This window comes from Acinetobacter sp. EKM10A (genome assembly GCF_011075215.1).
Lineage (GTDB): Bacteria > Pseudomonadota > Gammaproteobacteria > Pseudomonadales > Moraxellaceae > Acinetobacter > Acinetobacter baumannii.
The window spans coordinates 109,883-134,201 of record NZ_JAALLK010000005.1; the positions used below are offsets into that span (position 1 = coordinate 109,883).

The 24,319-nt window shown below is 38.5% G+C and carries 25 protein-coding genes; 12 read left to right on the forward strand and 13 right to left on the reverse strand.

The window, feature by feature from the left end; translation table 11 throughout:
* Positions 1–12: 12 nt before the first annotated feature.
* The 3 genes from G9371_RS08675 to G9371_RS08685 form a co-directional block, all read right to left on the reverse strand.
* Positions 13–1,103 (reverse strand): IS4-like element ISAba33 family transposase gene (locus tag G9371_RS08675; protein WP_125625403.1). Its coding sequence is split into 2 segments (ribosomal slippage): positions 13–563 and positions 563–1,103, totalling 1,092 coding nucleotides; the frame shifts between segments, so codons are not numbered across the junction.
* Between the two features lie 122 nt (positions 1,104–1,225).
* Entirely contained in the window at positions 1,226–2,401 is a 1,176-nt protein-coding gene (locus G9371_RS08680) for a thiolase family protein (RefSeq protein WP_029424634.1), read from the reverse strand.
* 108 nt (positions 2,402–2,509) lie between these two features.
* Positions 2,510–3,025, reverse strand: coding sequence for a GspH/FimT family pseudopilin (locus G9371_RS08685; protein WP_000477151.1), 516 nt, complete (start codon positions 3,023–3,025; stop codon positions 2,510–2,512).
* Between the two features lie 381 nt (positions 3,026–3,406).
* Here G9371_RS08685 and omp38 point away from each other — a divergent pair, with 381 nt between their 5' ends.
* Complete coding sequence (omp38, locus tag G9371_RS08690; RefSeq protein ID WP_000777880.1) at positions 3,407–4,477, forward strand: outer membrane protein Omp38; 1,071 nt, start codon at positions 3,407–3,409, stop codon at positions 4,475–4,477.
* A 124-nt stretch (positions 4,478–4,601) separates the two neighbouring features.
* Here omp38 and G9371_RS08695 read toward each other — a convergent pair whose 3' ends face one another.
* The 5 genes from G9371_RS08695 to G9371_RS08715 form a co-directional block, all read right to left on the reverse strand.
* Positions 4,602–4,760, reverse strand: coding sequence for a hypothetical protein (locus tag G9371_RS08695; RefSeq protein WP_000692859.1), 159 nt, complete (start codon positions 4,758–4,760; stop codon positions 4,602–4,604).
* A gap of 3 nt (positions 4,761–4,763) precedes the next feature.
* A complete protein-coding gene (locus G9371_RS08700) occupies positions 4,764–5,969 on the reverse strand; it encodes an RtcB family protein (RefSeq protein WP_000512696.1) in 1,206 nt (401 codons plus the stop codon).
* A 276-nt stretch (positions 5,970–6,245) separates the two neighbouring features.
* The gene (locus tag G9371_RS08705) at positions 6,246–7,706 is read right to left on the reverse strand and encodes an amino acid permease (protein WP_000004971.1); all 1,461 of its coding nucleotides are present in this window, start codon (positions 7,704–7,706) and stop codon (positions 6,246–6,248) included.
* A 21-nt stretch (positions 7,707–7,727) separates the two neighbouring features.
* The gene (locus G9371_RS08710; RefSeq protein WP_029424633.1) at positions 7,728–8,741 is read right to left on the reverse strand and encodes a methyltransferase; all 1,014 of its coding nucleotides are present in this window, start codon (positions 8,739–8,741) and stop codon (positions 7,728–7,730) included.
* A 62-nt stretch (positions 8,742–8,803) separates the two neighbouring features.
* Positions 8,804–10,162 (reverse strand): uracil-xanthine permease family protein, encoded by a 1,359-nt coding sequence (locus G9371_RS08715; protein ID WP_000070856.1) that lies wholly within the window; start codon positions 10,160–10,162, stop codon positions 8,804–8,806.
* 178 nt (positions 10,163–10,340) lie between these two features.
* Here G9371_RS08715 and typA point away from each other — a divergent pair, with 178 nt between their 5' ends.
* From typA to G9371_RS08730, 3 genes are all read left to right on the forward strand, one after another.
* Positions 10,341–12,176, forward strand: coding sequence for a translational GTPase TypA (typA, locus tag G9371_RS08720; protein ID WP_001280092.1), 1,836 nt, complete (start codon positions 10,341–10,343; stop codon positions 12,174–12,176).
* Between the two features lie 254 nt (positions 12,177–12,430).
* Positions 12,431–12,862 (forward strand): large conductance mechanosensitive channel protein MscL, encoded by a 432-nt coding sequence (gene mscL, locus G9371_RS08725; RefSeq protein WP_000022555.1) that lies wholly within the window; start codon positions 12,431–12,433, stop codon positions 12,860–12,862.
* Between the two features lie 142 nt (positions 12,863–13,004).
* The gene (locus G9371_RS08730) at positions 13,005–13,358 is read left to right on the forward strand and encodes a gamma-glutamylcyclotransferase family protein (RefSeq protein WP_001072494.1); all 354 of its coding nucleotides are present in this window, start codon (positions 13,005–13,007) and stop codon (positions 13,356–13,358) included.
* Positions 13,359–13,368: 10 nt separating this feature from the next.
* Here the strand turns inward: G9371_RS08730 and G9371_RS08735 are convergent, their stop codons facing one another.
* Entirely contained in the window at positions 13,369–13,659 is a 291-nt protein-coding gene (locus G9371_RS08735) for a peptidylprolyl isomerase (protein WP_001192454.1), read from the reverse strand.
* A gap of 19 nt (positions 13,660–13,678) precedes the next feature.
* The gene (mutM, locus tag G9371_RS08740) at positions 13,679–14,503 is read right to left on the reverse strand and encodes a bifunctional DNA-formamidopyrimidine glycosylase/DNA-(apurinic or apyrimidinic site) lyase (protein ID WP_001114564.1); all 825 of its coding nucleotides are present in this window, start codon (positions 14,501–14,503) and stop codon (positions 13,679–13,681) included.
* A gap of 75 nt (positions 14,504–14,578) precedes the next feature.
* Here mutM and G9371_RS08745 point away from each other — a divergent pair, with 75 nt between their 5' ends.
* The 4 genes from G9371_RS08745 to G9371_RS08760 all read left to right on the forward strand — a co-directional run bounded on the left by G9371_RS08745 (position 14,579) and on the right by G9371_RS08760 (position 19,515).
* Positions 14,579–15,145: a DNA-3-methyladenine glycosylase gene (locus G9371_RS08745; RefSeq protein ID WP_001280163.1), complete on the forward strand. Its 567-nt coding sequence runs from the start codon at positions 14,579–14,581 to the stop codon at positions 15,143–15,145.
* A gap of 132 nt (positions 15,146–15,277) precedes the next feature.
* Positions 15,278–17,407, forward strand: a complete 2,130-nt coding sequence (locus tag G9371_RS08750) for a TonB-dependent receptor family protein (protein WP_029424632.1) — start codon at positions 15,278–15,280, stop codon at positions 17,405–17,407.
* 9 nt (positions 17,408–17,416) lie between these two features.
* Complete coding sequence (locus G9371_RS08755; protein WP_029424631.1) at positions 17,417–18,526, forward strand: NADH:flavin oxidoreductase/NADH oxidase; 1,110 nt, start codon at positions 17,417–17,419, stop codon at positions 18,524–18,526.
* Positions 18,527–18,591: 65 nt separating this feature from the next.
* A complete protein-coding gene (locus tag G9371_RS08760; protein ID WP_000231860.1) occupies positions 18,592–19,515 on the forward strand; it encodes an AEC family transporter in 924 nt (307 codons plus the stop codon).
* Positions 19,516–19,549: 34 nt separating this feature from the next.
* On the opposite strand, the gene G9371_RS08765 is transcribed toward G9371_RS08760, so the two are convergent.
* The 3 genes from G9371_RS08765 to G9371_RS08775 form a co-directional block, all read right to left on the reverse strand.
* Positions 19,550–20,374, reverse strand: a complete 825-nt coding sequence (locus G9371_RS08765) for a tetratricopeptide repeat protein (RefSeq protein ID WP_000734697.1) — start codon at positions 20,372–20,374, stop codon at positions 19,550–19,552.
* A 182-nt stretch (positions 20,375–20,556) separates the two neighbouring features.
* Complete coding sequence (locus G9371_RS08770) at positions 20,557–21,267, reverse strand: DsbC family protein (protein ID WP_000850476.1); 711 nt, start codon at positions 21,265–21,267, stop codon at positions 20,557–20,559.
* Between the two features lie 145 nt (positions 21,268–21,412).
* Entirely contained in the window at positions 21,413–22,135 is a 723-nt protein-coding gene (locus G9371_RS08775) for a YgfZ/GcvT domain-containing protein (RefSeq protein WP_029424630.1), read from the reverse strand.
* Positions 22,136–22,351: 216 nt separating this feature from the next.
* Between G9371_RS08775 and G9371_RS08780 the strand changes: the two genes are divergently transcribed.
* From G9371_RS08780 to G9371_RS08795, 4 genes are all read left to right on the forward strand, one after another.
* Positions 22,352–22,801 carry an SRPBCC family protein gene (locus G9371_RS08780; RefSeq protein ID WP_000190594.1) on the forward strand — a complete coding sequence of 150 codons (450 nt, stop codon included), beginning with the start codon at positions 22,352–22,354 and terminating at the stop codon, positions 22,799–22,801.
* Positions 22,802–22,943: 142 nt separating this feature from the next.
* Entirely contained in the window at positions 22,944–23,300 is a 357-nt protein-coding gene (locus G9371_RS08785) for a DUF488 domain-containing protein (protein ID WP_001025493.1), read from the forward strand.
* 90 nt (positions 23,301–23,390) lie between these two features.
* Complete coding sequence (locus G9371_RS08790; protein WP_029424629.1) at positions 23,391–23,735, forward strand: zinc ribbon domain-containing protein YjdM; 345 nt, start codon at positions 23,391–23,393, stop codon at positions 23,733–23,735.
* Positions 23,736–23,964: 229 nt separating this feature from the next.
* On the forward strand, positions 23,965–24,306 hold the full coding sequence (locus tag G9371_RS08795) for a YegP family protein (protein WP_000929502.1): 342 nt from the start codon (positions 23,965–23,967) through the stop codon (positions 24,304–24,306).
* Positions 24,307–24,319 lie beyond the last annotated feature (13 nt).

Genomic DNA, 24,319 nt, shown 5'->3' on the forward strand with positions numbered 1-24,319 from the left:
ACACGACAAATTTCATAGGACCCTTGTCCTATCAGGCTTTTTCTTTCTTAAAATTGCTAGCACTTTCTTAAATTCTTCTTTTTTTCCAAAACCAATCAAACGTAGAATAGCCATTTGAACATAGTCCAAACCGTAGCGAAATAAACTTACTGAAAGTCGTCCATGCTTCTTTATTTTTATCGCTTTTTTCCGATCATGTTGCCATTCACCTGTTAAATAGCACCAACAGAAACCGATAGCTAGCACTGCTATCAATTTCTTGACTCGTCTAGGGTCTGTTAAACGAGTATTTTCAAGATTGAATCCACGTCCTTTGAGACAACTAAATAACGTTTCGATTTCCCAGCGTAATGCATAATCACGAATAGCAGAAGCATTAAACATAGGAGAAACAACAAGTAAAAGTTCTCCATCTTCTAATCGTAGCGCACTAATATACAGTTTCACTCGACCAACCCAAATACGTCGTTTACGACATTCAGTTTGACCAACTTGAAGATGACGAAATAAATCACTAATTTTATGATTCTTGGCTAAGTGATTGGTCACAATGAAGTTTTTTTAACACGTATACAGAAGTTAATGTCATTTTCAATTAACCATGTAAACCATTTCTCACCGATAAATTCTCTGTCTGCAAACACATTCACAATACGATCTTTACCAAAAATGGAGATAAAGCGTTGAATCAAAGCAATACGCTCTTTTGTATCTGAATTTCCACGTTTATTGAGCAATGTCCAAACAATGGGTATCGCTATTCCACGATAGACGATGGCTAACATCAAGATATTGATATCTCGTTTTCCCCATTTCCAATTAGTTCTATCCAAAGTTAATTGGACTTTATCGAATGAAAATATATTGAAAATTAACTGAGAAATTTGACGATAATCGAAATACTGATCTGCAAAGAAGCGTTGTATACGTCGATAAAATGATTGTGGTAAGCACTTGATGGGTAAGGCTTTAGATGCAGAAGAAAGATTACATGTCTGTTTTACAATTAATGCAAGCATAATCAGTGTAAAACATTTTGCATGTGACTTGTTCCACTTTAGATATTTGTTTAAGATGAGATGTAACTCATTGAAATGTGTCATCATATTCGTCGTCAGAAAACAAGTATTATGCCATTATTTCAATGAGTTATCTTTTTTTGTCGTGTACAAAGAGTTTTTTCATAAAAAATCCCACCGAAGTGGGATTTTAAAAAAGGCTTTAGTTAAAAAATTTCGATGGCAACAGCTGTTGCTTCTCCGCCGCCGATGCAAAGAGCAGCGACACCCTTTTTACCACCAGTACGTTTAAGCGCATGAATAAGCGTAAGAATAATACGAGAACCTGTCGATCCTACAGGGTGACCAAGTGCACATGCTCCACCATGAATATTGACTTTTTCTGGATCAAGTTTGAAATCATCAATTGGACACATCGTTACCATAGCAAAAGCTTCATTAATTTCCCAAAGGTCAACGTCCTGAGCATTCCAACCTGCTTTTTTAAGTACTTTTTCAATAGCGCCAACAGGAGCAATTGTAAATTCTGAAGGATGTTGAGAATTTGACGCAGTGGCTATGATTTTTGCAAGTGGCTGTAAGCCGCGCTGTGCTGCAACTTCACTCGATGTTAAAACTAGTGCAGAAGCACCATCAGAAATTGAACTCGCGTTTGCAGCAGTAATTGTACCGTCTTTTGCAAAAGCTGGTTTAAGGGATGGGATTTTATCAATCTTGGCATTTAAGGGTTGTTCATCCTGATCGACAATGACATCACCTTTACGGGTAGAAACATTAACAGGTACAATTTCATCTTTGAAATAGCCTTCAGTAATCGCAGTTTGAGCACGTTTTAAAGAACGAATTGCAAAGTCATCCATTTGCTCACGAGTATAACCACGTGTATTTGCCATATCTTGAGCAAATGAACCCATTAAACGTCCAGTTTCAGCATCTTCTAAGCCATCAAAGAACATATGGTCCTTAATTTCACCGTGGCCCATACGGTATCCCGCACGTGCTTTGGGTAATACATAAGGCGCATTGGTCATCGACTCCATACCACCGGCAACTACAATTTCAGCACTTCCTGCTTTAATCATATCAGTCGCTTGCATTACTGCCTTCATGCCTGAACCACAAAGTTTATTAATTGTCACAGCTCCTGTTGAATCAGGTAAACCTGCTTTACGCATGGCTTGGCGAGCAGGGCCTTGCTTTAAACCCGCTGGTAGTACGCAACCCATAATGACTTCTTCGACATCTGTAGGCTGTAAACCTGCTCGTGCGATTGCTTCTTTAATTGTTACCGCTCCTAATTCAGGAGCAGTTAGTCCTGATAGTGATCCTTGAAAACCACCCATAGCAGTACGAGCACCATTAACAATTACGATGTCAGTCATTGTTGTAATCTCCGATTGTTCTTAATCTCAAAATAAGAAATGTTTAAAACCTAAGCAGTATATTGCAAAATGAAGAACGGGTTAGCTTCTGCATTAGACTGTAGAGTTCTAACAATTTTTAAGCTCTTCTAAGCGTACATGGCCCATTTTGCTAAGAATTAATTTAAAGTTTTTAAGCTGGTCATAAGAACAATAGATAAAACTGCCATTCGACTCGATGGGTAGTCCAGAACTACCTTGAAAAATAATACTATTTTGTTTTTTTCCAAAACGTTGTAATTTCATAGAACCGTAGTGATGGTTAAGATCTATAGAGGTCAATAATTCTTCATTTAAATCATGCTGTAGATTACGGTTATTATCTACAAAGCTGATTACGCGGTTATCCCAATTCGTATTGCAGACCAATTGATCAGAACTTGGGCAAAGAACAACATTCTTATGCCTAATAATTGCGTCATATTTGGCTTTTTGTATATGAATTGTGAGTATACGCGGCGTATTTTTTAGTTCTACAGATGCCATAAATTGATGGTATAAAGGAATGGCTATAACTGACATAATCACAAGAATTACGAGTGTTATAGTGAGCTCAACTATAGTAAAACCAGGAGATTTAAACATTAAAAAACCTTAATATATGTATAAATAGAGCAATTTTATGTTTTCTGACAATGATTTATATTATTTTTTATAATGAGGAAACACAAAATTAAATAAGGGTTATCAGTCGGCTAGAATACTGGTAAAATCACGGCAAGCGAAACAAAGAAGTTGTTCATATTTGCTAGTTGGGTAAAAAATTACCGAATTACAACGGAAATTGTAAGTAATTTTGTCAATAATTTACTTGATTAAAATTATCAAGCACTTGGAAAGTCTATCAAGTGTTTGTATGATTCAAATGTGAATAGCTTAAAAATAATACTGGGGTAAAAAAATATCTCAGGGGCCAATAAATTTAGGCTGAGCTTGAACAACAATTGTTATCTCTGGAGGATATCCATGAAATTGAGTCGTATTGCACTTGCTACTATGCTTGTTGCTGCTCCATTAGCTGCTGCTAATGCTGGCGTAACAGTTACTCCATTATTGCTTGGTTACACTTTCCAAGACAGCCAACACAACAATGGCGGTAAAGATGGTAACTTAACTAATTCACCTGAGTTACAAGACGATTTATTCGTTGGTGCAGCTCTTGGTATCGAGTTAACTCCATGGTTAGGTTTCGAAGCTGAATATAACCAAGTTAAAGGCGACGTAGACGGCGCTTCTGCTGGTGCTGAATATAAACAAAAACAAATCAACGGTAACTTCTATGTTACTTCTGATTTAATTACTAAAAACTACGACAGCAAAATCAAGCCGTACGTATTATTAGGTGCTGGTCACTATAAATACGACTTTGATGGCGTAAACCGTGGTACACGTGGTAACTCAGAAGAAGGTACTTTAGGTAACGCTGGTGTTGGTGCTTTCTGGCGCTTAAACGATGCTTTATCTCTTCGTACTGAAGCTCGTGCTACTTATAATGCTGATGAAGAGTTCTGGAACTATACAGCTCTTGCTGGCTTAAACGTAGTTCTTGGTGGTCACTTGAAGCCTGCTGCTCCTGTAGTAGAAGTTGCTCCAGTTGAACCAACTCCAGTTGCTCCACAACCACAAGAGTTAACTGAAGACCTTAACATGGAACTTCGTGTGTTCTTTGATACTAACAAATCAAACATCAAAGACCAATACAAGCCAGAAATTGCTAAAGTTGCTGAAAAATTATCTGAATACCCTAACGCTACTGCACGTATCGAAGGTCACACAGATAACACTGGTCCACGTAAGTTGAACGAACGTTTATCTTTAGCTCGTGCTAACTCTGTTAAATCAGCTCTTGTAAACGAATACAACGTTGACGCTTCTCGTTTGTCTACTCAAGGTTTCGCTTGGGATCAACCGATTGCTGACAACAAAACTAAAGAAGGTCGTGCTATGAACCGTCGTGTATTCGCGACAATCACTGGTAGCCGTACTGTAGTAGTTCAACCTGGTCAAGAAGCGGCAGCTCCTGCAGCAGCTCAATAATTTGAGTTCTTGAACAGTAAAAAAGCGACTCGTTAGAGTCGCTTTTTTTATGGCGATTTTTAAAATATTTGGTCATTTGTAAATCTCCTGATTCATAATCTCTTCCCATCATTACTTAAAATAGTTACCAAACACCTTTCTTCAATTGCTGTTTAGTATCTTGTCTATTTCTACGATGTTGAGCACGAGGTTTTTCTGTTTCGTGCATACCACCTTTGTGAAGTAGAGGGGATAGAGCCACTTGATTACGGACCTTAATTTTCGGCATTTCTTTAATTTTCATGTCTTAACCTTTAATACATAAAACTTGTTTAAGAGTATGAACGACTTCAATGAGATCTGCTTGATTGGCTATAACCTCATCAATATCTTTATAGGCACTAGGAATTTCATCGACTACATCACTGTCTTTACGGCATTCAATCCCTTGTGTTTGTTCAATCAAGTCTTGCTGATTAAAAAGAACTTTTGCTTTGCTTCGGCTCATTTTGCGGCCAGCTCCATGAGAACAAGAACAAAAAGATTCAGGGTTTGCTTTACCTTTAACAATATACGAGCGTGCTCCCATAGAACCTGGAATAATTCCTAACTCATCTAAACCTGCTCGAATTGCCCCTTTTCTTGTAACAAAAAGGTTTTCACCAAAGTGTGTTTCTTGACTCACATAGTTATGGTGACAATTGATTGCTTCTTTCGTCATTTGAAAAGAAGGTAGAAGAGGGCGAATTGCTTCTAATATTAATCGCATCATTTCTTTACGATTTTCAAAAGCATATTCTTGAGCCCACTCTACTGCTTCTACATAATCATTAAAGCTTTGCGAGCCTTCAGCAAAATAACTTAAATCTTTATCAGGCACGTGCCCAAAGCGATGTTGTGCCTCTTTCTTGGCTAACTCAATAAAATAAGTACCTATGACGTTACCAAGACCTCGGCTGCCCGAATGGAGCATCACCCATATATCTTGATTTTCATCAATACATAACTCTATAAAGTGATTACCGCCGCCTAAAGTACCCAACTGTTTTTGCCATGTTGCCTCAAACTGACGAAGCATTCGGACAAGACCCGGATGCTTTTTAATAATAGGTTCTAAGCGTTTTTCAAGTGGAATAATGCTAGAAGCTTTCGCTTTGACTTGTTTGTGCAAAGCAAATCCAACCGGCACTTTCCGTTCAATGGCGTCCCGCAAGCGGCTTAAGTTATCTGGAAGTTGTGAAGCTTTCAGGCTCAAACGAATAGCATTCATTCCGCAGCCAATATCTACTCCCACTGCAGCTGGAATAATGGCATGTTTAGTAGGAATGACGCTGCCTACAGTTGCACCTTTTCCAACATGCACATCAGGCATAACAGCAATATGAGAATATATAAATTGCAGTTGTGCCATTTTCTTGAGTTGTTCAATACTTTCACTATCTATGTCTTGAGTGAAAATTTTAACGGGGACACCATATTGTGCCTCTTCGTTTAATATCTTTTGTATGCCCATAATTATTCTCTTATTTATTGTCCGAATAGGCATAAAAAAACCTAGCGAATGCTAGGTCTTAAATTCGAGCATTCGGACAAGTGAATTAAATTTGTACACTTGTCCGTGAGCTGACATCGTGCCAAATCGTTACTGTGTTTTACCTTGTAGTATTGGCATGATGTCCTCCTTTTTTAAAAAGTGCCGTTGAAAATCTGAACGGCATTTTACCTGTTTTTAACTAAAGATCAAGTTTTTGACCTTTGATAAGCGCTGATTAATTACTTGAACTCAGTATTAATCTTGCTCTGGTTTTACATCCATTTGATCGTAAGGGATTAATTTAGTTTTATTTTTCCATTTATATCCAAGCCAGATTACTAAGAATAAAGGCAAGCTGATATAAGTAGAAAGTAAGCCAATCCAGTCAATTTTACCGCCTAAAACCGCTTGGTAGTTTTGTCCTAAAATAATGACAGAACAGAGGATAAAGGCAAACCAAGGTGCGAATGGGAAAAACTTAGCGCGGTATGCAAGATCTTCTAATTTATAACCTTGAGCAATATAACCTTTACGGAAACGATAATGCGAAATTGCAATACCTAACCAGACAATGAAACCACACATTCCTGACATATTGAGGAGCCAGTTAAAGACTTGCTTTTCACCGATAAAAGTCGTTAAGAAGCAGAATGCCGCAATGAATGTAGTTGCATATAATGCATTCATTGGAACACCACGATTATCGAGTTTTGCAAACCATTTTGGTGCACGGCCTTGTTGCGCCATATCAAATAACATACGGGTAGAAGAGTACATGCCCGAGTTACCTGCCGACAAAATAGCAGTCAAAATAACTGCATTCATTAAGCTTGCAGCAAAAGCAAAACCTACTTTTTCATAAAGTAAGGTGAAAGGAGAAAGAGCAATATTTTCTGTTGCTGCTGCTTGTAATAAGTTTGGATCATCATAGGCAATTAGGGTGCCGATAATGAAAATACACAAGATATAGAATAATAAAATTCGCCAGAAAATCTGTTTAATTGCAAGCGGAATCGTCTTCTTCGGATCTTTTGATTCACCCGCTGCAACACCCACCATCTCGGTTCCCTGAAATGAGAACCCGGCAATCATGGCTACCCCAATCATGGCTTGTAAACCACCTACGAATGGTGCCTCTTTATAAGTCCAGTTGCCAAAAGTTGCTACTCCTGGTGTCAACATAATCTTAATAATCATGGCGATACCAATAATAATAAAGGCAACAATGGCAATTACTTTAACCATGGAGAACCAGAATTCACTTTCACCAAATCCTTTTACGGTCATCGCATTAATCATAAAGATAATGACGAGAAAGAGGGCGCTCCAATAGAATCCGGGAACATCTGGGAACCAGAATTTCATAATAAACTGTACGGCAACGAGTTCGAACGCAACCGTAATTGCCCAGTTGTACCAGTAGTTCCAGCCTAGAGCGAAACCAAAACCTTCTTCGACGTAGCGACTTCCATAGGTAAAGAATGCACCGGATGTTGGTGTGTGTGTCGCAAGTTCACCTAAACTGGTCATTAAGAAGTAAATCATAATACCAATGAGGGAGTAGGCGAGTAACGCCCCGCCTGGACCTGCATTTGCAATGGTTGACCCAGAAGCAAGGAAGAGACCTGTACCAATGGAACCACCAATGGCGATCATATTCAGATGACGAGCCCCAAGCTTACGCTGGAGTTTTTCAGGAGCATGTGTTTCGCTCATGGAGATTCCTTACATAGTTTGTTATGCACAGGCATATAACACCTTAAAGCCTTGAAGATCAGTTTTAATCTCACACTGACCAAAGTGCTTCTCAATTAAGATCGGATAGTTTAAAAAACGGTTCGCTACAATCCATAGCTCACCTGATGCCTTTAAATGTTTTTTAGCGTTCTGGCAGAGTCCTTCACTTGCATCATAGTTGGTATGAATACCCTGATGGAAGGGAGGATTACTGACAATGGCATCAAGTTCTGTTGGGGCGTCTGCAATTCCTGTAACAGGCTGCAATCTCAACTGGTCTGAACCTATTCCATTTCGACTAAAAGTCATTTCCGTTGACTGTAAAGCGAAGGCATCAATATCTAGGGCATGGATAATATTACTTGAATTTGCTTTTGCCAAATAGCAACTGATAATTCCAGCTCCACACCCGAAGTCGGCAATTCTACCTGATTTCACCTGATTTAGATAAGGGAGTAAAACAGCAGTTCCGACATCTAAATGAGTTTGGCTGAAAACGCCGGGTAGGGCACAAATGGTAAGTTCTTGCTCATTTACTTGAACAGTATAGGTTTTTAACCAGCTTTCAAGAGGTTTGATCTTTTCAGTTTTCTCAATTTTTAAATGCCATAACTGACAATGTCGGGCACTATCAAGTTTAAGTATTGTGCCAAAGTTTTGTAGTTGTTTGGCAGCTCTCTCAACACCACCTTTTTTTTCACCTACTAAAAAAACTGATTGGTCAGTTTTCAGATGGCTCATCACTACATGCAATATATAGTTTAAAAGCTCTTTTGATTTTGGAACAAAAATTATAGCCTGATCAAACTCTTGTGATGGAAACTCAACCGAGAAATGAGCTGGTGTGCCTGCATTCACAAAACCCTGATAGTCAGCATAATTCCAAGTCCACACTGATGCATCAATCTCAGTGGTTAATTGACTGACTAGGGCGTCATTCGGTGCATTAATTAACAAGACCCTACCTTTTAAATAGTCTTGTTGTCTTAATATCACTTCACTTCTAGGGTCCATGTACATCTCTCATGAAGAAGAATGCCCAGTGAAAACTGGGCAGTAATCAAAATTAAAATTGGTTATTTATGTGTTTCTGGGAGTACAACATTTAAAATTAATGCTGCAATACCGCCTGTTGCTACGCCGGAACTAAAAATATTTTTAAATAATTCTGGCAGATGCTCCAAAATTTGTGGCACTTGAGCAACACCCAAGCCTAATGCAAGTGAAATCGCAATAATTAAAAGAGCACGGCGGTCTAAATGAATTGATGAAAGAATATTAATACCTGAGGCAGCAACAGCGCCAAACATTACCATAACTGCTCCACCTAATACGGCTTGTGGAACAGCTTGTATTACACCAGCTACAGCAGGGAATAGACCTAATAAAATGAGTAAAGCAGCAATCCAGATTCCTACATAACGGCTTGCTACGCCAGTTAATTGGATAACACCATTATTTTGGGCAAACACGGAGCTTGGGAAAGTATTGAATAGGCCAGCAAGTAGTGAATTTGCACCATTTACTAACACACCACCCTTAATACGTTGCATCCACTGTGGACCATCTACAGGTTGGTTTGATAGTTTACTGGTTGCCGTTACGTCACCAATTGCTTCTAAAGACGTAACCAAATAAATAAATGCCATTGGAATAAATAAGCCCCATGAGAAGCTTAAGCCAAAATGCATCGGTGTCGGAATTTGAATCACGGGCGCATCTTTTAGACCAGAGAAGTCTAGATATCCCATAAAGCCGGCAAGAATGTAGCCAATCACTAAAGCAATTAAAATAGCTGAACTTTTAATCCAGACAATACGAATACGGTTTAGGACAATAATAATAGCAAGAACCGTACACGACATTATAAGGTTATCAGCACTGGCAAAAGTATGGTCTTGCATGGCTTGATAACCACCGCCCATACTAATCAAACCTTCTTTAATGAGCGTTAGACCAATCAGGAGTACCACAATACCTGTCACAAGGGGAGTAATTAGCTTTTTTACCCATGGGAGAATTTGTGATACGCCCATTTCAATAAATGAACCTGCAATCACAACACCAAAAATAGCAGCCATAACTTGATTGACTGGTGTACCTGCAGCAACCATTGCACTGCCAATACCGATAATCGGGCCAATAAAGTTAAAACTTGTACCTTGAACAATAAGTAAGCCTGCACCAAACGGACCAACTTTTTTACATTGTAAGAAAGTCGCGATTCCTGAAATGACCAAAGACATTGATAAAATCATATTGGTTTCATTTCGTGGAACGCCTAATGCTAAGCAAATTAGAAGCCCGGGAGTAACAATCGGGACAATAATTGCAAGCAAATGTTGAAAGGCTGCCAAAAAAGCTACGAACGGTTTTGGTCGGTCATCTAGCCCATAAACGAGGTCAAGACGGTCTTGTGATGGTTGATTGGACATGGGAGTAAATACGCCGCAATTTCGCAAATTGGCGCTATTCTAATCGAGATACCTATCTTTACAAAACGAAATACAGACTATTGGAAAATTTTTTTGTCAATGTCAATAAACTGTCACTACTCAAGAGTAGTGTTTTTCTGTATAATTTGCCCTCAAATTTTAGGCGTTTCGAATTTTCATGTCAGATATCAAAAATCTCCGTAATATCGCAATTATTGCGCACGTCGACCACGGGAAAACCACACTTGTCGATAAACTACTTCAGCAATCAGGTGCTCTCGGTGACCGAGCAGGCGAGATTGAGCGTGTCATGGACTCGAATGCGCTTGAAAGTGAACGTGGTATTACCATCTTAGCGAAAAACACCGCTATTACTTGGTTAGACAAACGTACAGATACAACTTACCGTATCAACATCGTGGATACCCCGGGACACGCCGACTTCGGTGGTGAAGTAGAACGTGTAATGTCGATGGTTGACTGCGTACTACTTCTTGTTGACTCACAAGAAGGCCCAATGCCACAAACTCGCTTTGTGACTCAAAAAGCCTTTGCTCGTGGTTTAAAACCAATCGTGATTATCAACAAAGTTGACAAGCCAAGTGCTCGTCCAGACTGGGTAATCGATCAAGTATTTGATTTATTTGATAACCTTGGCGCAACTGATGAGCAACTTGATTTCCCAATCGTTTATGCATCAGGTTTACGTGGTGTAGCGGGTCCTGCTCCTGAAGAGCTTGCAGAAGACATGACTCCGTTGTTCGAAACGATTGTAGACATCGTTGAGCCACCCGCTGTTGATGTTGATGGTCCATTCCAAATGCAGATTTCATCACTTGACTATAACAGCTTCGTAGGTGTTATCGGTGTTGGTCGTATTCAACGTGGTTCTGTAAAATTAAATACTCCTGTTACTGTAATTGACAAAGAAGGCAATACACGTAACGGTCGTATCTTAAAAATCATGGGTTACCATGGTTTAGAGCGTATTGATGTTGATTCTGCATCTGCGGGCGATATCGTATGTATTACTGGTATTGATGCACTTAACATTTCTGACACGATTTGTGATCCGAAAAATGTTGAAGCATTACCACCTTTATCTGTAGATGAACCTACAGTGTCTATGACTTTCCAAGTAAACAACTCTCCGTTTGCTGGTAAAGAAGGTAAATTCGTAACTTCACGTAATATCCGTGAGCGTCTTGACCGCGAATTAATTCACAACGTGGCTTTACGTGTTGAAGATACTGACAGTCCAGACCGTTTCAAAGTGTCTGGCCGTGGTGAACTTCACCTTTCAGTTTTAATTGAAAACATGCGTCGTGAAGGCTTCGAATTAGGTGTATCACGTCCGCAAGTAATCATTAAAGAAATTGATGGTGAAAAACAAGAACCTTACGAAAACGTAACGTTTGACGTTGAAGAGCAGCATCAAGGCGCTGTAATGGAACAAATGGGTCACCGTAAAGGTGAAATGACTAATATGGAAGTTGACGGTAAAGGCCGTATCCGTATTGAAGCAACTGTTCCTTCACGTGGTTTAATTGGTTTCCGTTCTGAATTCTTAACCATGACCTCTGGTACTGGTATTATGACTTCAAGCTTCTCTCACTATGGTCCTCTTAAACAAGGTACTGTTGCGAAGCGTCAAAACGGTGTGTTGATTTCTATGGTTCAAGGTACATGCTTGGGCTATGCATTATTCAGCTTACAAGACCGCGGTCGTTTATTCGCTAAGCCACAGTTAGAAGTTTACGAAGGTATGATCGTAGGTATTAACTCTCGTTCAGACGATATGGTTGTAAACCCAACTAAAGCGAAACAGTTAACTAACGTTCGTGCGTCTGGTACTGATGATGCTTTAACTTTAACACCTGCAATTGAATTCACGCTTGAACAAGCTCTTGAATTTATTGAAGATGACGAGTTAGTAGAAGTTACTCCAAAATCAATTCGTATCCGTAAGCGTTACTTGACTGAAAACGAACGTAAACGTAACCGTGATAAATAATTTTCTTAAATGAAAAAGAAAAACCGCTAAATTCGTTTAGCGGTTTTTTATTGCTTACTGGTAAAGCTGAAAGTAAACTTAAAGTCATATTTTTCTTGTAAGCAAATATGTTGTTAAAGTGTGAAATAGCTTTCTTTTTTTGAAAAAAATATTAAATTATCAATATCATGGCGAGTACTATCTAGACGGATAAGAGGCCGGTGAAAAAAGAAAAATATGATGTGTTCCTCCCCCCTACATCTGGAGATGTTTAGATGAGTATCATTCAAGAATTTAAAGAATTTGCCATTAAAGGCAATATGATGGATTTAGCTATTGGTGTAATTATCGGTGGTGCTTTTGGCAAAATCGTAGACTCGTTAGTAAAAGATATCATCATGCCGCTTATCACTGTAATTACTGGTGGTGGTGTTGATTTCTCGCAGAAATTTATCGTGTTAGGTGCAAACCCTAATAACTTACAATCTCTAGATGCCTTACAAAAAGCAGGTATCAATGTATTAACTTATGGTAACTTCCTGACCATTTTAATTAACTTCCTGATTTTGGCTTGGGTTGTGTTCTTAATGGTGAAATTATTAAACAAACTTCGCCGTGATAAGAATGAGCCAGAAGCTCCAGCTGCAACTCCAGAAGATATCCAATTATTACGTGAAATTCGTGATGAATTGAAAAAACAAGCTTAATAAAAAGAATTTGAGTATAAAAAACGGTACCTAGAGTACCGTTTTTTATTACATAGCATTTTATACTGGACTAGAGATATTGATAAACTTGCTAAATCACAGTTAAGTTTAGCTAAGCAGATAGAACAAGGAACATAAATTAATGAATCAGCTTTTTGTATATGGAACTTTATGCCCTAATAAAGCAAATGCTCATATTTTAGAGCAGATTGGTGGTAACTGGACAAAAGCGAGTGTACGAGGAGTGATTCATATTTTAGATTGGGGACCAGACAAAGGTTTAAAGGCTTTAGAGTTAGATCCAGAAGCAGATTGGGTAGAAGGCTATTTGTTTAGCACAGAAAAGTTAGCAGAAAACTGGCAAATGTTAGATGATTTTGAAGGCTTTCAATACCAACGTGTGACAGCAGATATAAAATTAGAATCGGGTGAGTATGTTAAAGCCTGGACATATCAAATCAATATGCAGGCTAAAGCTTCTCACAATTACAAGTAAAATGCTGAAATCAACGTAAGCCAGTCATTCTGAATTTAACTTCTAAGAGATGATAGCCAAACTGGCTTTTGATTGGACCTTGTAATACACGTTCAGCAGCCGTAAAAACTACTTTGTCAATGACAGGCACCAATTGCCCTTTTTTGACTTCACCAAGTTCACCACCACGTTTTGCCGAATTACAGGTGGAGTATTGTTTGGCAAGTTTGGCAAAGTCAGCACCACTTTGTAGCTTCTTTTTCAGCTGTTCAGCTAAGTCTTTATCTTTGACTAAAATATGTCGGACAATTGCTGTTTGCATGTTGTCTTCCTCCAAAAAATTAAGGCTTTCTCAGCTTTTTAAGCGGTTGGCACTGTGGGCAAAATACGCTGGCACGCTGACCAAGTTTTAAGTTTTCTAATGTGGTTTCACAGTTAACACACATTTCACCGGCACGACCATAAGCGAGTAAAGTCTGTTGAAAATAACCATTTTCACCCATGGCATTGCTGTAGTCTCGTAAAGTCGAGCCGCCTAAATCAATTGCTGACTTTAAAATTCGCTTAATCTCAACAACCAGTTTCTCAATCTGTTGCATGGTTAAATCACCAGCAGGCTGTGCTGGATGAATGCCAACATTAAACAAGCTTTCAGTTGCATAGATATTGCCAACCCCAACCACTACATGATTATCCATGAGTGCAATTTTTATGCCGACAGCTTTATTTTTAAGTTTAGAAGCTAAATATTCTGCATGAAAGTCAGTACTTAAAGGCTCTGGCCCTAAAGTATCGATGAGTTTGCCTTGAGTTTCAGGGTTAAGCCAAAGAATACAGCCAAAACGACGTGGGTCATGGTAACGTAACTGCTGATCTTCAAATTGAATAATGAGATGATCGTGTTTTCTCAATTCATCGTTTGGTTGACACAGGCGAAAACTACCCGACATTCCTAAATGCCAGAGCATTTGATCTTGTTCAAACTCTGCCAAAATATATTTTGAACGTCGATTTAACCCAATGAGACGTTGCCCAACAAGTTTCTGAACATTATCTGGTATAGGCCAGCGTAAGCTAGGATTGCGTACTTCAACACTTAGAACTTTTTGATTCAATAAGGGAAATAAACTGGTTTTAGTGGTTTCGACTTCGGGTAACTCAGGCATGCCAACTCGCAGAATTAACAGATATACTGGATTAATCAAGTATAACGTGTGGTATGTAATATTTCAGAGAATACTATGTCAGATATTTTACCATTAAGCTGGTTTCAACGAGAAACTTCGGAAGTAGCATATGATTTAATCGGCTGCGTATTATGTAAGCGACAGCCGGATGGACAAGTTATCCGCTGTACAATTAGTGAAACAGAAGCTTATTTGGGCGTTCGCGATAAAGCCTGCCATAGCTACAATGACAAACGTACCGCACGGACAGAGGTGATGTATCGCCATGGTGGTACCATTTATGTCTATTTAATTTATGGCATGTATGAAATGCTCAACATTATTACTCAAACAGAAGGTGTACCTGAAGGAGTGATGATTCGATCAGCATTTTTAAATAGTGCTTCAACTAAAAAAGAATATAAGCTTTTGGCTGGACCCGGCAAACTGACACGTTATTTGGGCATTGATCGGACCTTAAAGGGCCAGACTTTAGGTGAAGAATCTGGACTATGGATTGAAGCAGCCACTACACAGCCAGAAGTGGTTTTAACGCCACGTATTGGAATTGATTATGCCGAGGAAGCAAAAGACTGGCCTGAACGGTATTGCTGGAAAGATCATCCATCATTAAGTCGATAATTCTCATTTGGCAAACAAACTTATATGGCAAAACGAGCGTTCCAGATTTACAACAATGTAGACCGAATTCTATATCCAGACAAGACACTGCTTTTTGTTATCATAACTACAATATAAATAAAGGAAATAAGCATGTCCTTATTACGCTTAGACCGACTTCATTACTGTATTTTGATGAGTATGGGCTGTATTTCTAGCCCACTTGTTTGGGCAGAAGACTTAAATTCAGACGTTGCCCAATTGCCAACTTTACATGTGGAAGCGACACGTACTGACACCGGTTATTTACAAACACCAGCTTCGGTTTTCCGAATCGAGGCACCTCAAGTGGATAGTTCTTCACAAGTAAATTTAACTGAAGTTGTGAAGGGCATACCGAGTTTACAGATTCGTAACCGTGAAAATTATGCGCAAGATCTACAGCTATCTATGCGTGGTTTTGGTGCACGTTCTACGTTTGGTGTACGTGGTATTCGTCTTTATGTGGATGGTATCCCTGCAACAATGCCAGATGGGCAGGGCCAAACATCTAATATCGACTTAAGCAGTTTAGATCATGTTGAAGTTCTAACAGGGCCTTTTTCTTCACTTTATGGAAATTCATCAGGCGGGACTATTTTAACTTCTACTAAAGAAGGGCAAGGGAAAGACTCAATTGAGCTGAGTTATTCGGGTGGTAGCCATGATAAAAGCCGAGCAGGACTTGTGCTGCAAGGTGGAGCAAAGGGTGCGAATGAACCAAGCTATATTATTAGCTCATCATACTTTGATACCGACGGTTACCGCGAACATAGCGGTGCAGAAAAAGTACTAAATAATGCAAAGCTCAGCTGGAATCTTGATGATGGTAGTAAAATCAACTGGGTAACCAACTATGTAAAAATCCACGCCGATGATCCGCAGGGTCTAACGCATGATCAGTGGAATGCAAATCCAAAGCAACAAGTTCCATTTTTAAAGCAATTTAATGTTCGTAAAGATATTGAACAAACCCAAACGGGCGTGACATGGTCTAAGCCGATTAATGACAAAAATGAACTCTATGCCATGGCATATTTAGGCAATCGTCAAGTCACACAATATCAATCTATTCCTAAGTCCACCCAAGATGCGAGCATAAATCATGCCGGTGGAGTCATTGATTTTGAACGTAATTATTATGGTGCTGATTTCCGTTGGACGGGTAAAGAGTTGCTTCCAAATACCACGCTAAGTGTCGGTGTTGCACTTGATGCAATGGATGAAGATCGTAAAGGTTTTGAAAACTTTAATTTAGTAAATGGTCAACCTTCTTATGGTGCCAAAGGTAATTTACGTCGTGATGAAGACAATACTTTATGGAATATCGATCCATATTTACAAGCTTCATGGCAGTTCTTACCTACATGGCGTTTAGACACGGGTGTTCGCTATAGCAATGTCCACTACAAATCTGAAGATAACTATTTAAGTAATGGTGATGATAGTGGTAAGACGGATTACGATAAAGTTTTACCGTCGGTCGCTTTAAGTTGGCGAATTTTACCTAAACTTATGGCCTATGTAAGTTATGCCAAAGGTTTTGAAACACCAACTTTTACTGAAATGGCATATCGACCTGATGGTCAAAGTGGTTTTAATTTTGATTTAACAGCTTCAACAAGCGATACCTATGAAACAGGTTTAAAGTCACAAAACCAATTAGGTGATTTTACTTTGGCGGTTTTCCAGACTAAAACCAAAGATGACATTGTTTCGGCCGGTAACTCAAATGGCCGATCAACGTTCCGTAATGCAGATAAAACCTTACGTGAAGGCGTAGAATTTGCATGGAATAAAAAGTTATGGCGAGACTTAATAGCGACCGCAAGCTACTCGTATTTAGATGCAACCTTTGATGCTGACATTCCAGCATTAGGAAATATTGCTCAGATTTCCTCAGGAAATGCCATACCGGGTATTGCCAAAAACCAAGCTTATGCCTCTTTGGCATGGCAGCCATCGCACGGTCTATATGGTGGCGTAGATGTACAGTATATGGACAAAGTATACGTGAATGATACCAACAGTGACGCAGCACCGAGCTACAGTGTAACCTCAGCAAATGTTGGTTATGCATGGGTAATGGGCGATTGGAAAGTCAATAGCTTTGCTCGTGTAGATAACCTATTTGATAAAAAATATGCAGGTTCAGTGATTGTAAATGACGGTAATAGCCGCTATTTCGAACCTGCTGATGGACGTAACTGGAGTGCAGGTTTACGTGTAATTAAACAATTCTAGGAATTAAAAATGGCAAAATTATTTGAAACGGTTAATTTCGATTCACTACAACTGGTCAATAGAATTGTAATTGCCCCAATGTGCCAATATTCGGCAACAGATGAAGGCGAAATTACCTATTGGCATGAACAGCAATGGGCAAATTACGCGTTGTCTGGAGCTGGGCTATGTATTGTGGAAGCTACAGCTGTACAGGCGGAAGGTCGAATTAGTTATGCAGATCTTGGCCTTTGGAATGATCAGCAACGTGACCAGATCAAAACTTTATTGGGAAAAGTTAAAACACTTTCTCCTATGCCATTTGGAATTCAGTTAGCTCATGCTGGACGTAAGGCATCTACTGAAAAGCCTTGGTTGGGTAAAGGCCAAATTGCAAAAGATCAGTCACATGGTTGGCAAACAGTTGCTCCAAGTACAAGTACTTTTTCGGTTCATGATGCAGCGCCACATGCTTTAACCATTGCCGAGATTAAACAAATTCAACAAGACTTTGCAGCTGCGGCCAAACGTGCAGTTGAAGCGGGCTTTGAGTTAATTGAGGTACATGCTGCTCATGGTTACTTGCTACACCAATTCTTATCGCCAATTGCAAATCAACGTACTGATGAATATGGTGGCTCTTTAGAAAACCGTATGCGTATGACGCTAGAGGTTCTTCAGGTAATTAAACTTGCTGTTCCCGAAGGTTATCCGGTAGGGATACGTTTATCTGCAACAGACTGGATGGATGGCAATGAGCAGTGGGATATTGAGTCTACGGTTGGTTTATCAAAAGCCTTAGAGCAGTTAGGCGCGGCCTATATTCATGTTTCTAGTGGGGGTTTACATGAGCATCAAAATATTACTATTGGAGCCGGTTACCAAGTTCCTTTCGCGGAACAGGTTAAAAAACATGTATCTATTCCTGTGATTGCGGTAGGGCTTATTACTGACCCACAGCATGCTGAACAAATTTTAGAAAACCAGCAAGCTGATGCCATTGGTCTTGCGCGTGCAATGTTATATGACCCACGTTGGCCATGGCATGCTGCTGCTACATTGGGTGCAAAAGTCAAAATTGCTCCTCAATATTTGCGTTGCCAACCACATGGCTTAAAACAGCTTTTTGATTCTTTTTAGTTTTTAATATTCGGGCAAATTAAGATTTGCCCGTTTTTCTTTTGAAATGAGTGAGGAAGTAGTCTGTGGTTTTTCAGGTAATTTTACCAATTTTGATTTTATTATTGATGGGGTACTGTAGTGTCCTCATTAAACTGGTAACACCTGAACAAATTAAGGCTTTGAGTGCATTTGTTATTAAAATTTCTTTACCTGCTTTTTTAATCCAATCTTTAGCCAATAAAAACTTACAAGATATTTGGCACCCAGCTTATTTTATTGCTTATGGTGGCGGCTCTTTAATCTTGTTTTTTTTGGCTTTTATCCTTTACCGCAAGTATTTTAAAAATAGCCTAACACATAGTGCAGTCATATCGATGGGCGCTTCTATGTCAAATACAGGTTTTATGGGTACAGCGATTCTAACCATGCTAATGGGGAGTCATGCTGCAATCTATATATCTTTAACCTTAATTATCGAAAATTTATTAATAGTTGCTTTAATGCTCATTTTGGCAGAAGCGGGTTTGCACCAACAGCAACGGCTTTTGCCTTTACTGAAAAAAACATTCATTAATTTACTTAAAAATCCTGTAATTATTGCAATTTTAGTTGGGATGAGCTGCATTTTGCTAGATATTCATCTGCCTTCAAAACTTGGTCAAGCCTTAGAGCTTTTAGGAAGAACAGCTTCGCCTCTAGCATTATTTGCTATTGGTGGCAGCTTGGTTGGTATTGGTATTACCGCCGTGAATTTCCAAAGTATATTGTTGGCTGGATTTAATGTCATCCTTATGCCTGTTGTGATTTTTGGGCTGTTCCTTTTACTGCCAAACGTGAGTCAAGAGATGTTATATGCTGGCACTTTACTTGCTGCGCTGCCAATGCCGATCGCTTTTGGTATTTTTGGTCAAGCCTACGGTTTAAATGAAAGAGCATTAACCCCCTTAATGATTAGTACCATTATTGGCTTTATGGGTGTGAGTGGGCTTATTGCCTTGTGGTGGTAAAAGAAAAGCCCCATGTGGGGCTATTGTCTCTTTACTATTTTTTAGGAGCTGGCTGCGTAGGAGCGGCGGCAGCTTGTTTATTCTTCTCAGCAATAATTTTTTCGACCGAAGCTAAAGATTCTCTAGCATTAGGAACATTTTGCTTAGCAAGCTCAGTAAAGATCTGTTTTGCTTGAGGCAGGTTCTGAGGAATGATATTGCCATTCGCCATCATGGTTGCTAAAGCCATAGATGCAGGCGCATAACCCTTTTGGGCAATTGTTTGTAAAGCTTCAATGCCTTGGCGTTTCATTAAAGGATTTTTATTTTCAACCCCCTGGCTAATATCATAAAGCGCTTTGACCTGTATAGCAGGGTAGTTTCCTTTTCTAATCAAAGGCGCCAGCTTTTGTAAAGCAATTTGATGAGATTGAGGTTTTTTCTGTGCAAATAAAATGGTTGCTATTTTGACAGTTGCATCATCAGAACCTTGAGCTGCTGCCTTTTGAATATATTGACTGAATTTATTGCTATCTTTGGCAACACCTAATTCACCAGTCTCATAAATTTGTGCAAGCGTGTAACTCGCCTGAGCATAACCTTTATTTGAGGCATCTTCATAATATTTCAGAGCTTTGGCATTATCTTTGGCAGTGCCTTGGCCCATTTGTGTCATATAGCCTAAGTTATAGATGGCTTGAGCATTTCCTGTTTGTGCAAGACGTTGGACTTCTTGAAAAGCAGCAGGATAATTTTTTGCTGCGTATAGCTGCTCAGCCTGTTTAAATACATCGTTTTTAGCTGCAGATGTCGTAGTGTCTGCTGCAAAGATTGATGAACTTGAAATGGCAATTAGACTGGCGATAAGTAATTTCTTCATTTCTTTTTAACCTTTTACTTTGTAGCTACATCATTCCATCGATGTATTAGCTCAATTCAATTTCTCATCATAAATATTGATGGGCGAAAGTAAACAGCCGATTTGTATATAAAACGATGTCTATAAAGCAAACTGTGGAGAAAAATAATACGCCACTCTACTTAAGAGAATGGCGTATTGCATTATTTTACTGACTGTAATAATGCTTCAATCTGTTTTGCATCACTTGGTACGCCAGAGATTCTTTGACCATCTTGTAAGAACAGAGTTGGTGTGCCATCTATATTTAATTTCTGGCCTAAAGCAATATTTTTCTGAATTGGACTTGTACAGCTTTTGCCAGCCGCTGGCAATTTACGGTTAAGCATATAATTTGTCCAAGCTTCTGAAGGGTTTTTAGAGCACCAGATTTGATTAGAAACCTTTTCAGCATTTGGATGTAAGCTGGTCAGCGGATATAAGAATACATATACCGTTACGTTATCCACCCCAACCATATTTTGTTCTAGACGCTGACAGTAAGGGCAATCAGGGTCACTGAAAATATAAAGAGTACGCTCTCCTTTACCTTTGACGTATTTAATTGCCTGATTTAATGGGAGACTTTTAACATCAATTTTACCCAATTCGGCAATTCGCTCTTCTGTCATATTTTTTTGTTGTTTGATATCAACTAAATTGCCTACAAAAAAGTATTTTGCATCTTGATTGGTATAAACAATACGGCCACTTGTATAGACTTCATAAATTCCAGCGACAGGTGACTGATAGACACCTTTTACAGGGAGGTCTGGATAATTTGTCTTCAGATTTTGTTCAAGTGTTTTAACATCAGCATGAGCAGAACCGAAAAAAGCCAAACTCAACATGAGTGTAGCAAGTTTAGTTTTCATATTTTTTCTCTTAGATTACAACGTGGATTATGATGGCATAGAAAACTTAAAAAATTGATGCCCTAATTTAATGAATTCATTAGAATTTTGTATCTATAGAAAAGCCCGCAGATTTATCCACGGGCTTTTAATTTATTAAATATAATTATTGTGGTCTAGCAACATCACCACTTAAAGCTTCTGGTAAATCTAAAACTTGAAGACCTAACTCTTGAAGGGCGGCAGGTTTCGCAACAACTAAGGCAATATAACCGTCAGTAGTTTGGGTACTATTAACCACTTCTACGTCATTGTGCAGTTGAGTTGCTGGAGCAGGTGCATCACCCGTACCTTGAACTAAATGTAACCAGTGTTTTGGTTTTGCTTTAAACCAAAGGCGCGCCACAATTTCTTGACCTAAGTAACAGCCTTTATCGTAATTGACGCCTTCGCGTTGATGTAAACGTAATTCTTGTGGCTGAAACTCATGTTCAGTCGCTTGAGCAATCCATGCTTGACCTGTCATGATGGCTTGTTTTTGCCATTCGGAAATATCAGTTTCTATAGAGCTGAACTCAGTATGGCCATTCACAACTTTTGGGAATACAGCACCTTGTTCACTTAAGGTCATTTTTGAAAAAGCACCATATTTTTTAATGTGCTTCGCGAATTCTTCAGCTTGATCTTGAGTGACAATAATGTCAAAACTTTCTGCATTATTCTTTTTTAGCCACAAGCCAAAATGGATGCGGCCTTTAAGATCACAAATGGCTGTATAGCGTGTTTCATTTTCAGCTAAACGTTCAGTATCTACAGTCACTTGGCCTTGTAAAAACTTTTGTGCATCTACACCGTTTAATGCATATGAGGAGAAAGCGAGCAGACTCATGATTAATCTCAAATTCAATATGTTTCTTTATGATTGCTGACTATTTTGCTCCATTTTTACTAAAAAATCAGCCATAGTTTTCGTAATTTACTTTTGTATAAAACAATAGGTTTAGGTCGAAAAAACACCAAAAATATACGTTAAAAGAAATTCTACGGTTTAAGCTATTCAACATAATTTTTATAACTTAAATGGACTTAAAATAAGGAGAAGACAATGGCAACAGGTACAGTAAAATTACATCGAGTGTTTAAGGCACCAGCTGAACGAGTTTATCGTGCTTTTCTTGACCCAGATGCTTTAGTTAAATGGATGGCACCTCACGGTTTTACCGCGAAGGTTCATAGTTTTGATGCAAAAGTAGGGGGCTCATACAAAATGAGCTTTACCAATTTCTCAACTGGGTCAACACATTCATTTGGAGGTACTTATGTTGAGCTCGTCCCCAATGAATTAATTCGTTATAACGACCAATTTGACGACGCAAATTTACCAGGCACGATGCAGGTCACCATTACATTAAAAACAGTATTGGTCGGCACAGAAATACACATTACCCAAGAAGGAATACCTGAAGTTATTCCTGTGGAAGCATGCTATTTAGGCTGGCAAGAGTCTTTATCTTTATTGAAGTTGTTAGTAGAAGCCGACATTCCAGATCAATAATTGTCTTTTTTAATTGAGATTTAAATAAAAAGTGAGTAGAAAAACTACTCATTTTTTATTTTTTAAACACTATCAAAAATGAACAAAATATTGAATGATCATATGAAGCTCAATGTGTTAAGCCTTCTTGTGAGATAAAGATATGAACATACAAATTAAAAGAACTTATGACGATGTAAGCGGTGATGATGGAAAGCGAATTTTGGTTGATCGACTATGGAGTCGAGGGATTAGCAAAGAAAATGCTCATTTAGATTTATGGTTAAAAGAAATAGCTCCTTCAACCGAACTTCGTAAGTGGTTTCATACAGAGTCCGCAGAACATTGGGATGAGTTCAAACAACGTTATTTAAAAGAACTAGAAACAAACCCCGCAGTTAAAGAGTTATTAGAAATCGTTTCACATCATAAAGTCACACTTTTATATTCGGCTAAAGATGTGGAACATAACCATGCGATTATTTTAAAAGAATACTTATTAGAAAAGAGCAAAAGTTAAATATATAAATTTTTTTTTGGTAAAAGTCTTTTATTTAAAACTTTAAAAAATGAGTCATATCTCGCATAATATACTTTTTGAGATTTTTTTATGTCTTTGCCAAACTGTCCAAAATGCCAATCAGAATATACATATCAAGACGGCGATTTATTAATTTGTCCAGAATGCTCACACGAGTGGAAAGAAGGGGAAGCTTTAGTAACTGAAGAGCAAGAAGTTATTAAAGATGCTAATGGAAACGTTTTGGCGGATGGCGATAGCGTTACTGTAATTAAAGATTTAAAAATTAAAGGTTCTTCTTCAGTTGTTAAAGTCGGAACAAAAGTAAAAAGTATTCGTTTAGTTCCAGACACAAGTGATGGTCACAATATTGACTGTAAAATTGATGGTATTGGTCAGATGAAGTTAAAATCTGAATTTGTAAAAAAAGCTTAATTTGTAAAAAAAGCTTAATTTGTTAATTTTAATTACATTTTGGTAGAGATTGCAGGCGTGATCTCTACCTTTTTACATTTCAACATCCTTATAATTTTATTACGATAATGTATAAAAAGTAGACTATTCAAAGCTTAATAGCTCATTTATATTGTCATTAAGAAGAATTAACTTTCGTCCAGAATAATAACGAAAGTCATACCCACACCAACAAAAAAACGAGGTTCATATGGCAGGATGGTACGAAATTACACAAGCGAATGATGGACAATATCGCTTTGTACTTAAGGCTGGTAATGGCGAAATTATTTTAAATAGTGAGCTATATAAAGCGAAAGCATCAGCAGTCAATGGTATTGAGTCAGTTCAAAAAAATAGTAGTGACGATGCGCGATATGATCGTTTAACTGCAAAGAATGGGAAACCTTACTTCAATTTAAAAGCTGCAAATCATCAAATTATTGGTTCGAGCCAGTTTTATGCCAGTGAAGCTTCACGAGATAAAGGTATTGAATCGGTTAAAAACAATGGATCTTCCACAACCATTAAAGACTTAACAGTTCAGGCGTAAAATTAAATTAAAA

Coding starts and splice junctions, on each gene's coding strand:
- G9371_RS08680 (WP_029424634.1), bottom strand. CDS start 2,401: ATGACTGACATCGTAATTGTTAATGGTGCTCGTACTGCTATGGGTGGT.
- G9371_RS08685 (WP_000477151.1), bottom strand. CDS start 3,025: ATGTTTAAATCTCCTGGTTTTACTATAGTTGAGCTCACTATAACACTC.
- omp38 (WP_000777880.1), top strand. CDS start 3,407: ATGAAATTGAGTCGTATTGCACTTGCTACTATGCTTGTTGCTGCTCCA.
- G9371_RS08695 (WP_000692859.1), bottom strand. CDS start 4,760: ATGAAAATTAAAGAAATGCCGAAAATTAAGGTCCGTAATCAAGTGGCT.
- G9371_RS08700 (WP_000512696.1), bottom strand. CDS start 5,969: ATGGGCATACAAAAGATATTAAACGAAGAGGCACAATATGGTGTCCCC.
- G9371_RS08705 (WP_000004971.1), bottom strand. CDS start 7,706: ATGAGCGAAACACATGCTCCTGAAAAACTCCAGCGTAAGCTTGGGGCT.
- G9371_RS08710 (WP_029424633.1), bottom strand. CDS start 8,741: ATGGACCCTAGAAGTGAAGTGATATTAAGACAACAAGACTATTTAAAA.
- G9371_RS08715 (WP_000070856.1), bottom strand. CDS start 10,162: ATGTCCAATCAACCATCACAAGACCGTCTTGACCTCGTTTATGGGCTA.
- typA (WP_001280092.1), top strand. CDS start 10,341: ATGTCAGATATCAAAAATCTCCGTAATATCGCAATTATTGCGCACGTC.
- mscL (WP_000022555.1), top strand. CDS start 12,431: ATGAGTATCATTCAAGAATTTAAAGAATTTGCCATTAAAGGCAATATG.
- G9371_RS08730 (WP_001072494.1), top strand. CDS start 13,005: ATGAATCAGCTTTTTGTATATGGAACTTTATGCCCTAATAAAGCAAAT.
- G9371_RS08735 (WP_001192454.1), bottom strand. CDS start 13,659: ATGCAAACAGCAATTGTCCGACATATTTTAGTCAAAGATAAAGACTTA.
- mutM (WP_001114564.1), bottom strand. CDS start 14,503: ATGCCTGAGTTACCCGAAGTCGAAACCACTAAAACCAGTTTATTTCCC.
- G9371_RS08745 (WP_001280163.1), top strand. CDS start 14,579: ATGTCAGATATTTTACCATTAAGCTGGTTTCAACGAGAAACTTCGGAA.
- G9371_RS08750 (WP_029424632.1), top strand. CDS start 15,278: ATGTCCTTATTACGCTTAGACCGACTTCATTACTGTATTTTGATGAGT.
- G9371_RS08755 (WP_029424631.1), top strand. CDS start 17,417: ATGGCAAAATTATTTGAAACGGTTAATTTCGATTCACTACAACTGGTC.
- G9371_RS08765 (WP_000734697.1), bottom strand. CDS start 20,374: ATGAAGAAATTACTTATCGCCAGTCTAATTGCCATTTCAAGTTCATCA.
- G9371_RS08770 (WP_000850476.1), bottom strand. CDS start 21,267: ATGAAAACTAAACTTGCTACACTCATGTTGAGTTTGGCTTTTTTCGGT.
- G9371_RS08775 (WP_029424630.1), bottom strand. CDS start 22,135: ATGAGTCTGCTCGCTTTCTCCTCATATGCATTAAACGGTGTAGATGCA.
- G9371_RS08780 (WP_000190594.1), top strand. CDS start 22,352: ATGGCAACAGGTACAGTAAAATTACATCGAGTGTTTAAGGCACCAGCT.
- G9371_RS08785 (WP_001025493.1), top strand. CDS start 22,944: ATGAACATACAAATTAAAAGAACTTATGACGATGTAAGCGGTGATGAT.
- G9371_RS08790 (WP_029424629.1), top strand. CDS start 23,391: ATGTCTTTGCCAAACTGTCCAAAATGCCAATCAGAATATACATATCAA.
- G9371_RS08795 (WP_000929502.1), top strand. CDS start 23,965: ATGGCAGGATGGTACGAAATTACACAAGCGAATGATGGACAATATCGC.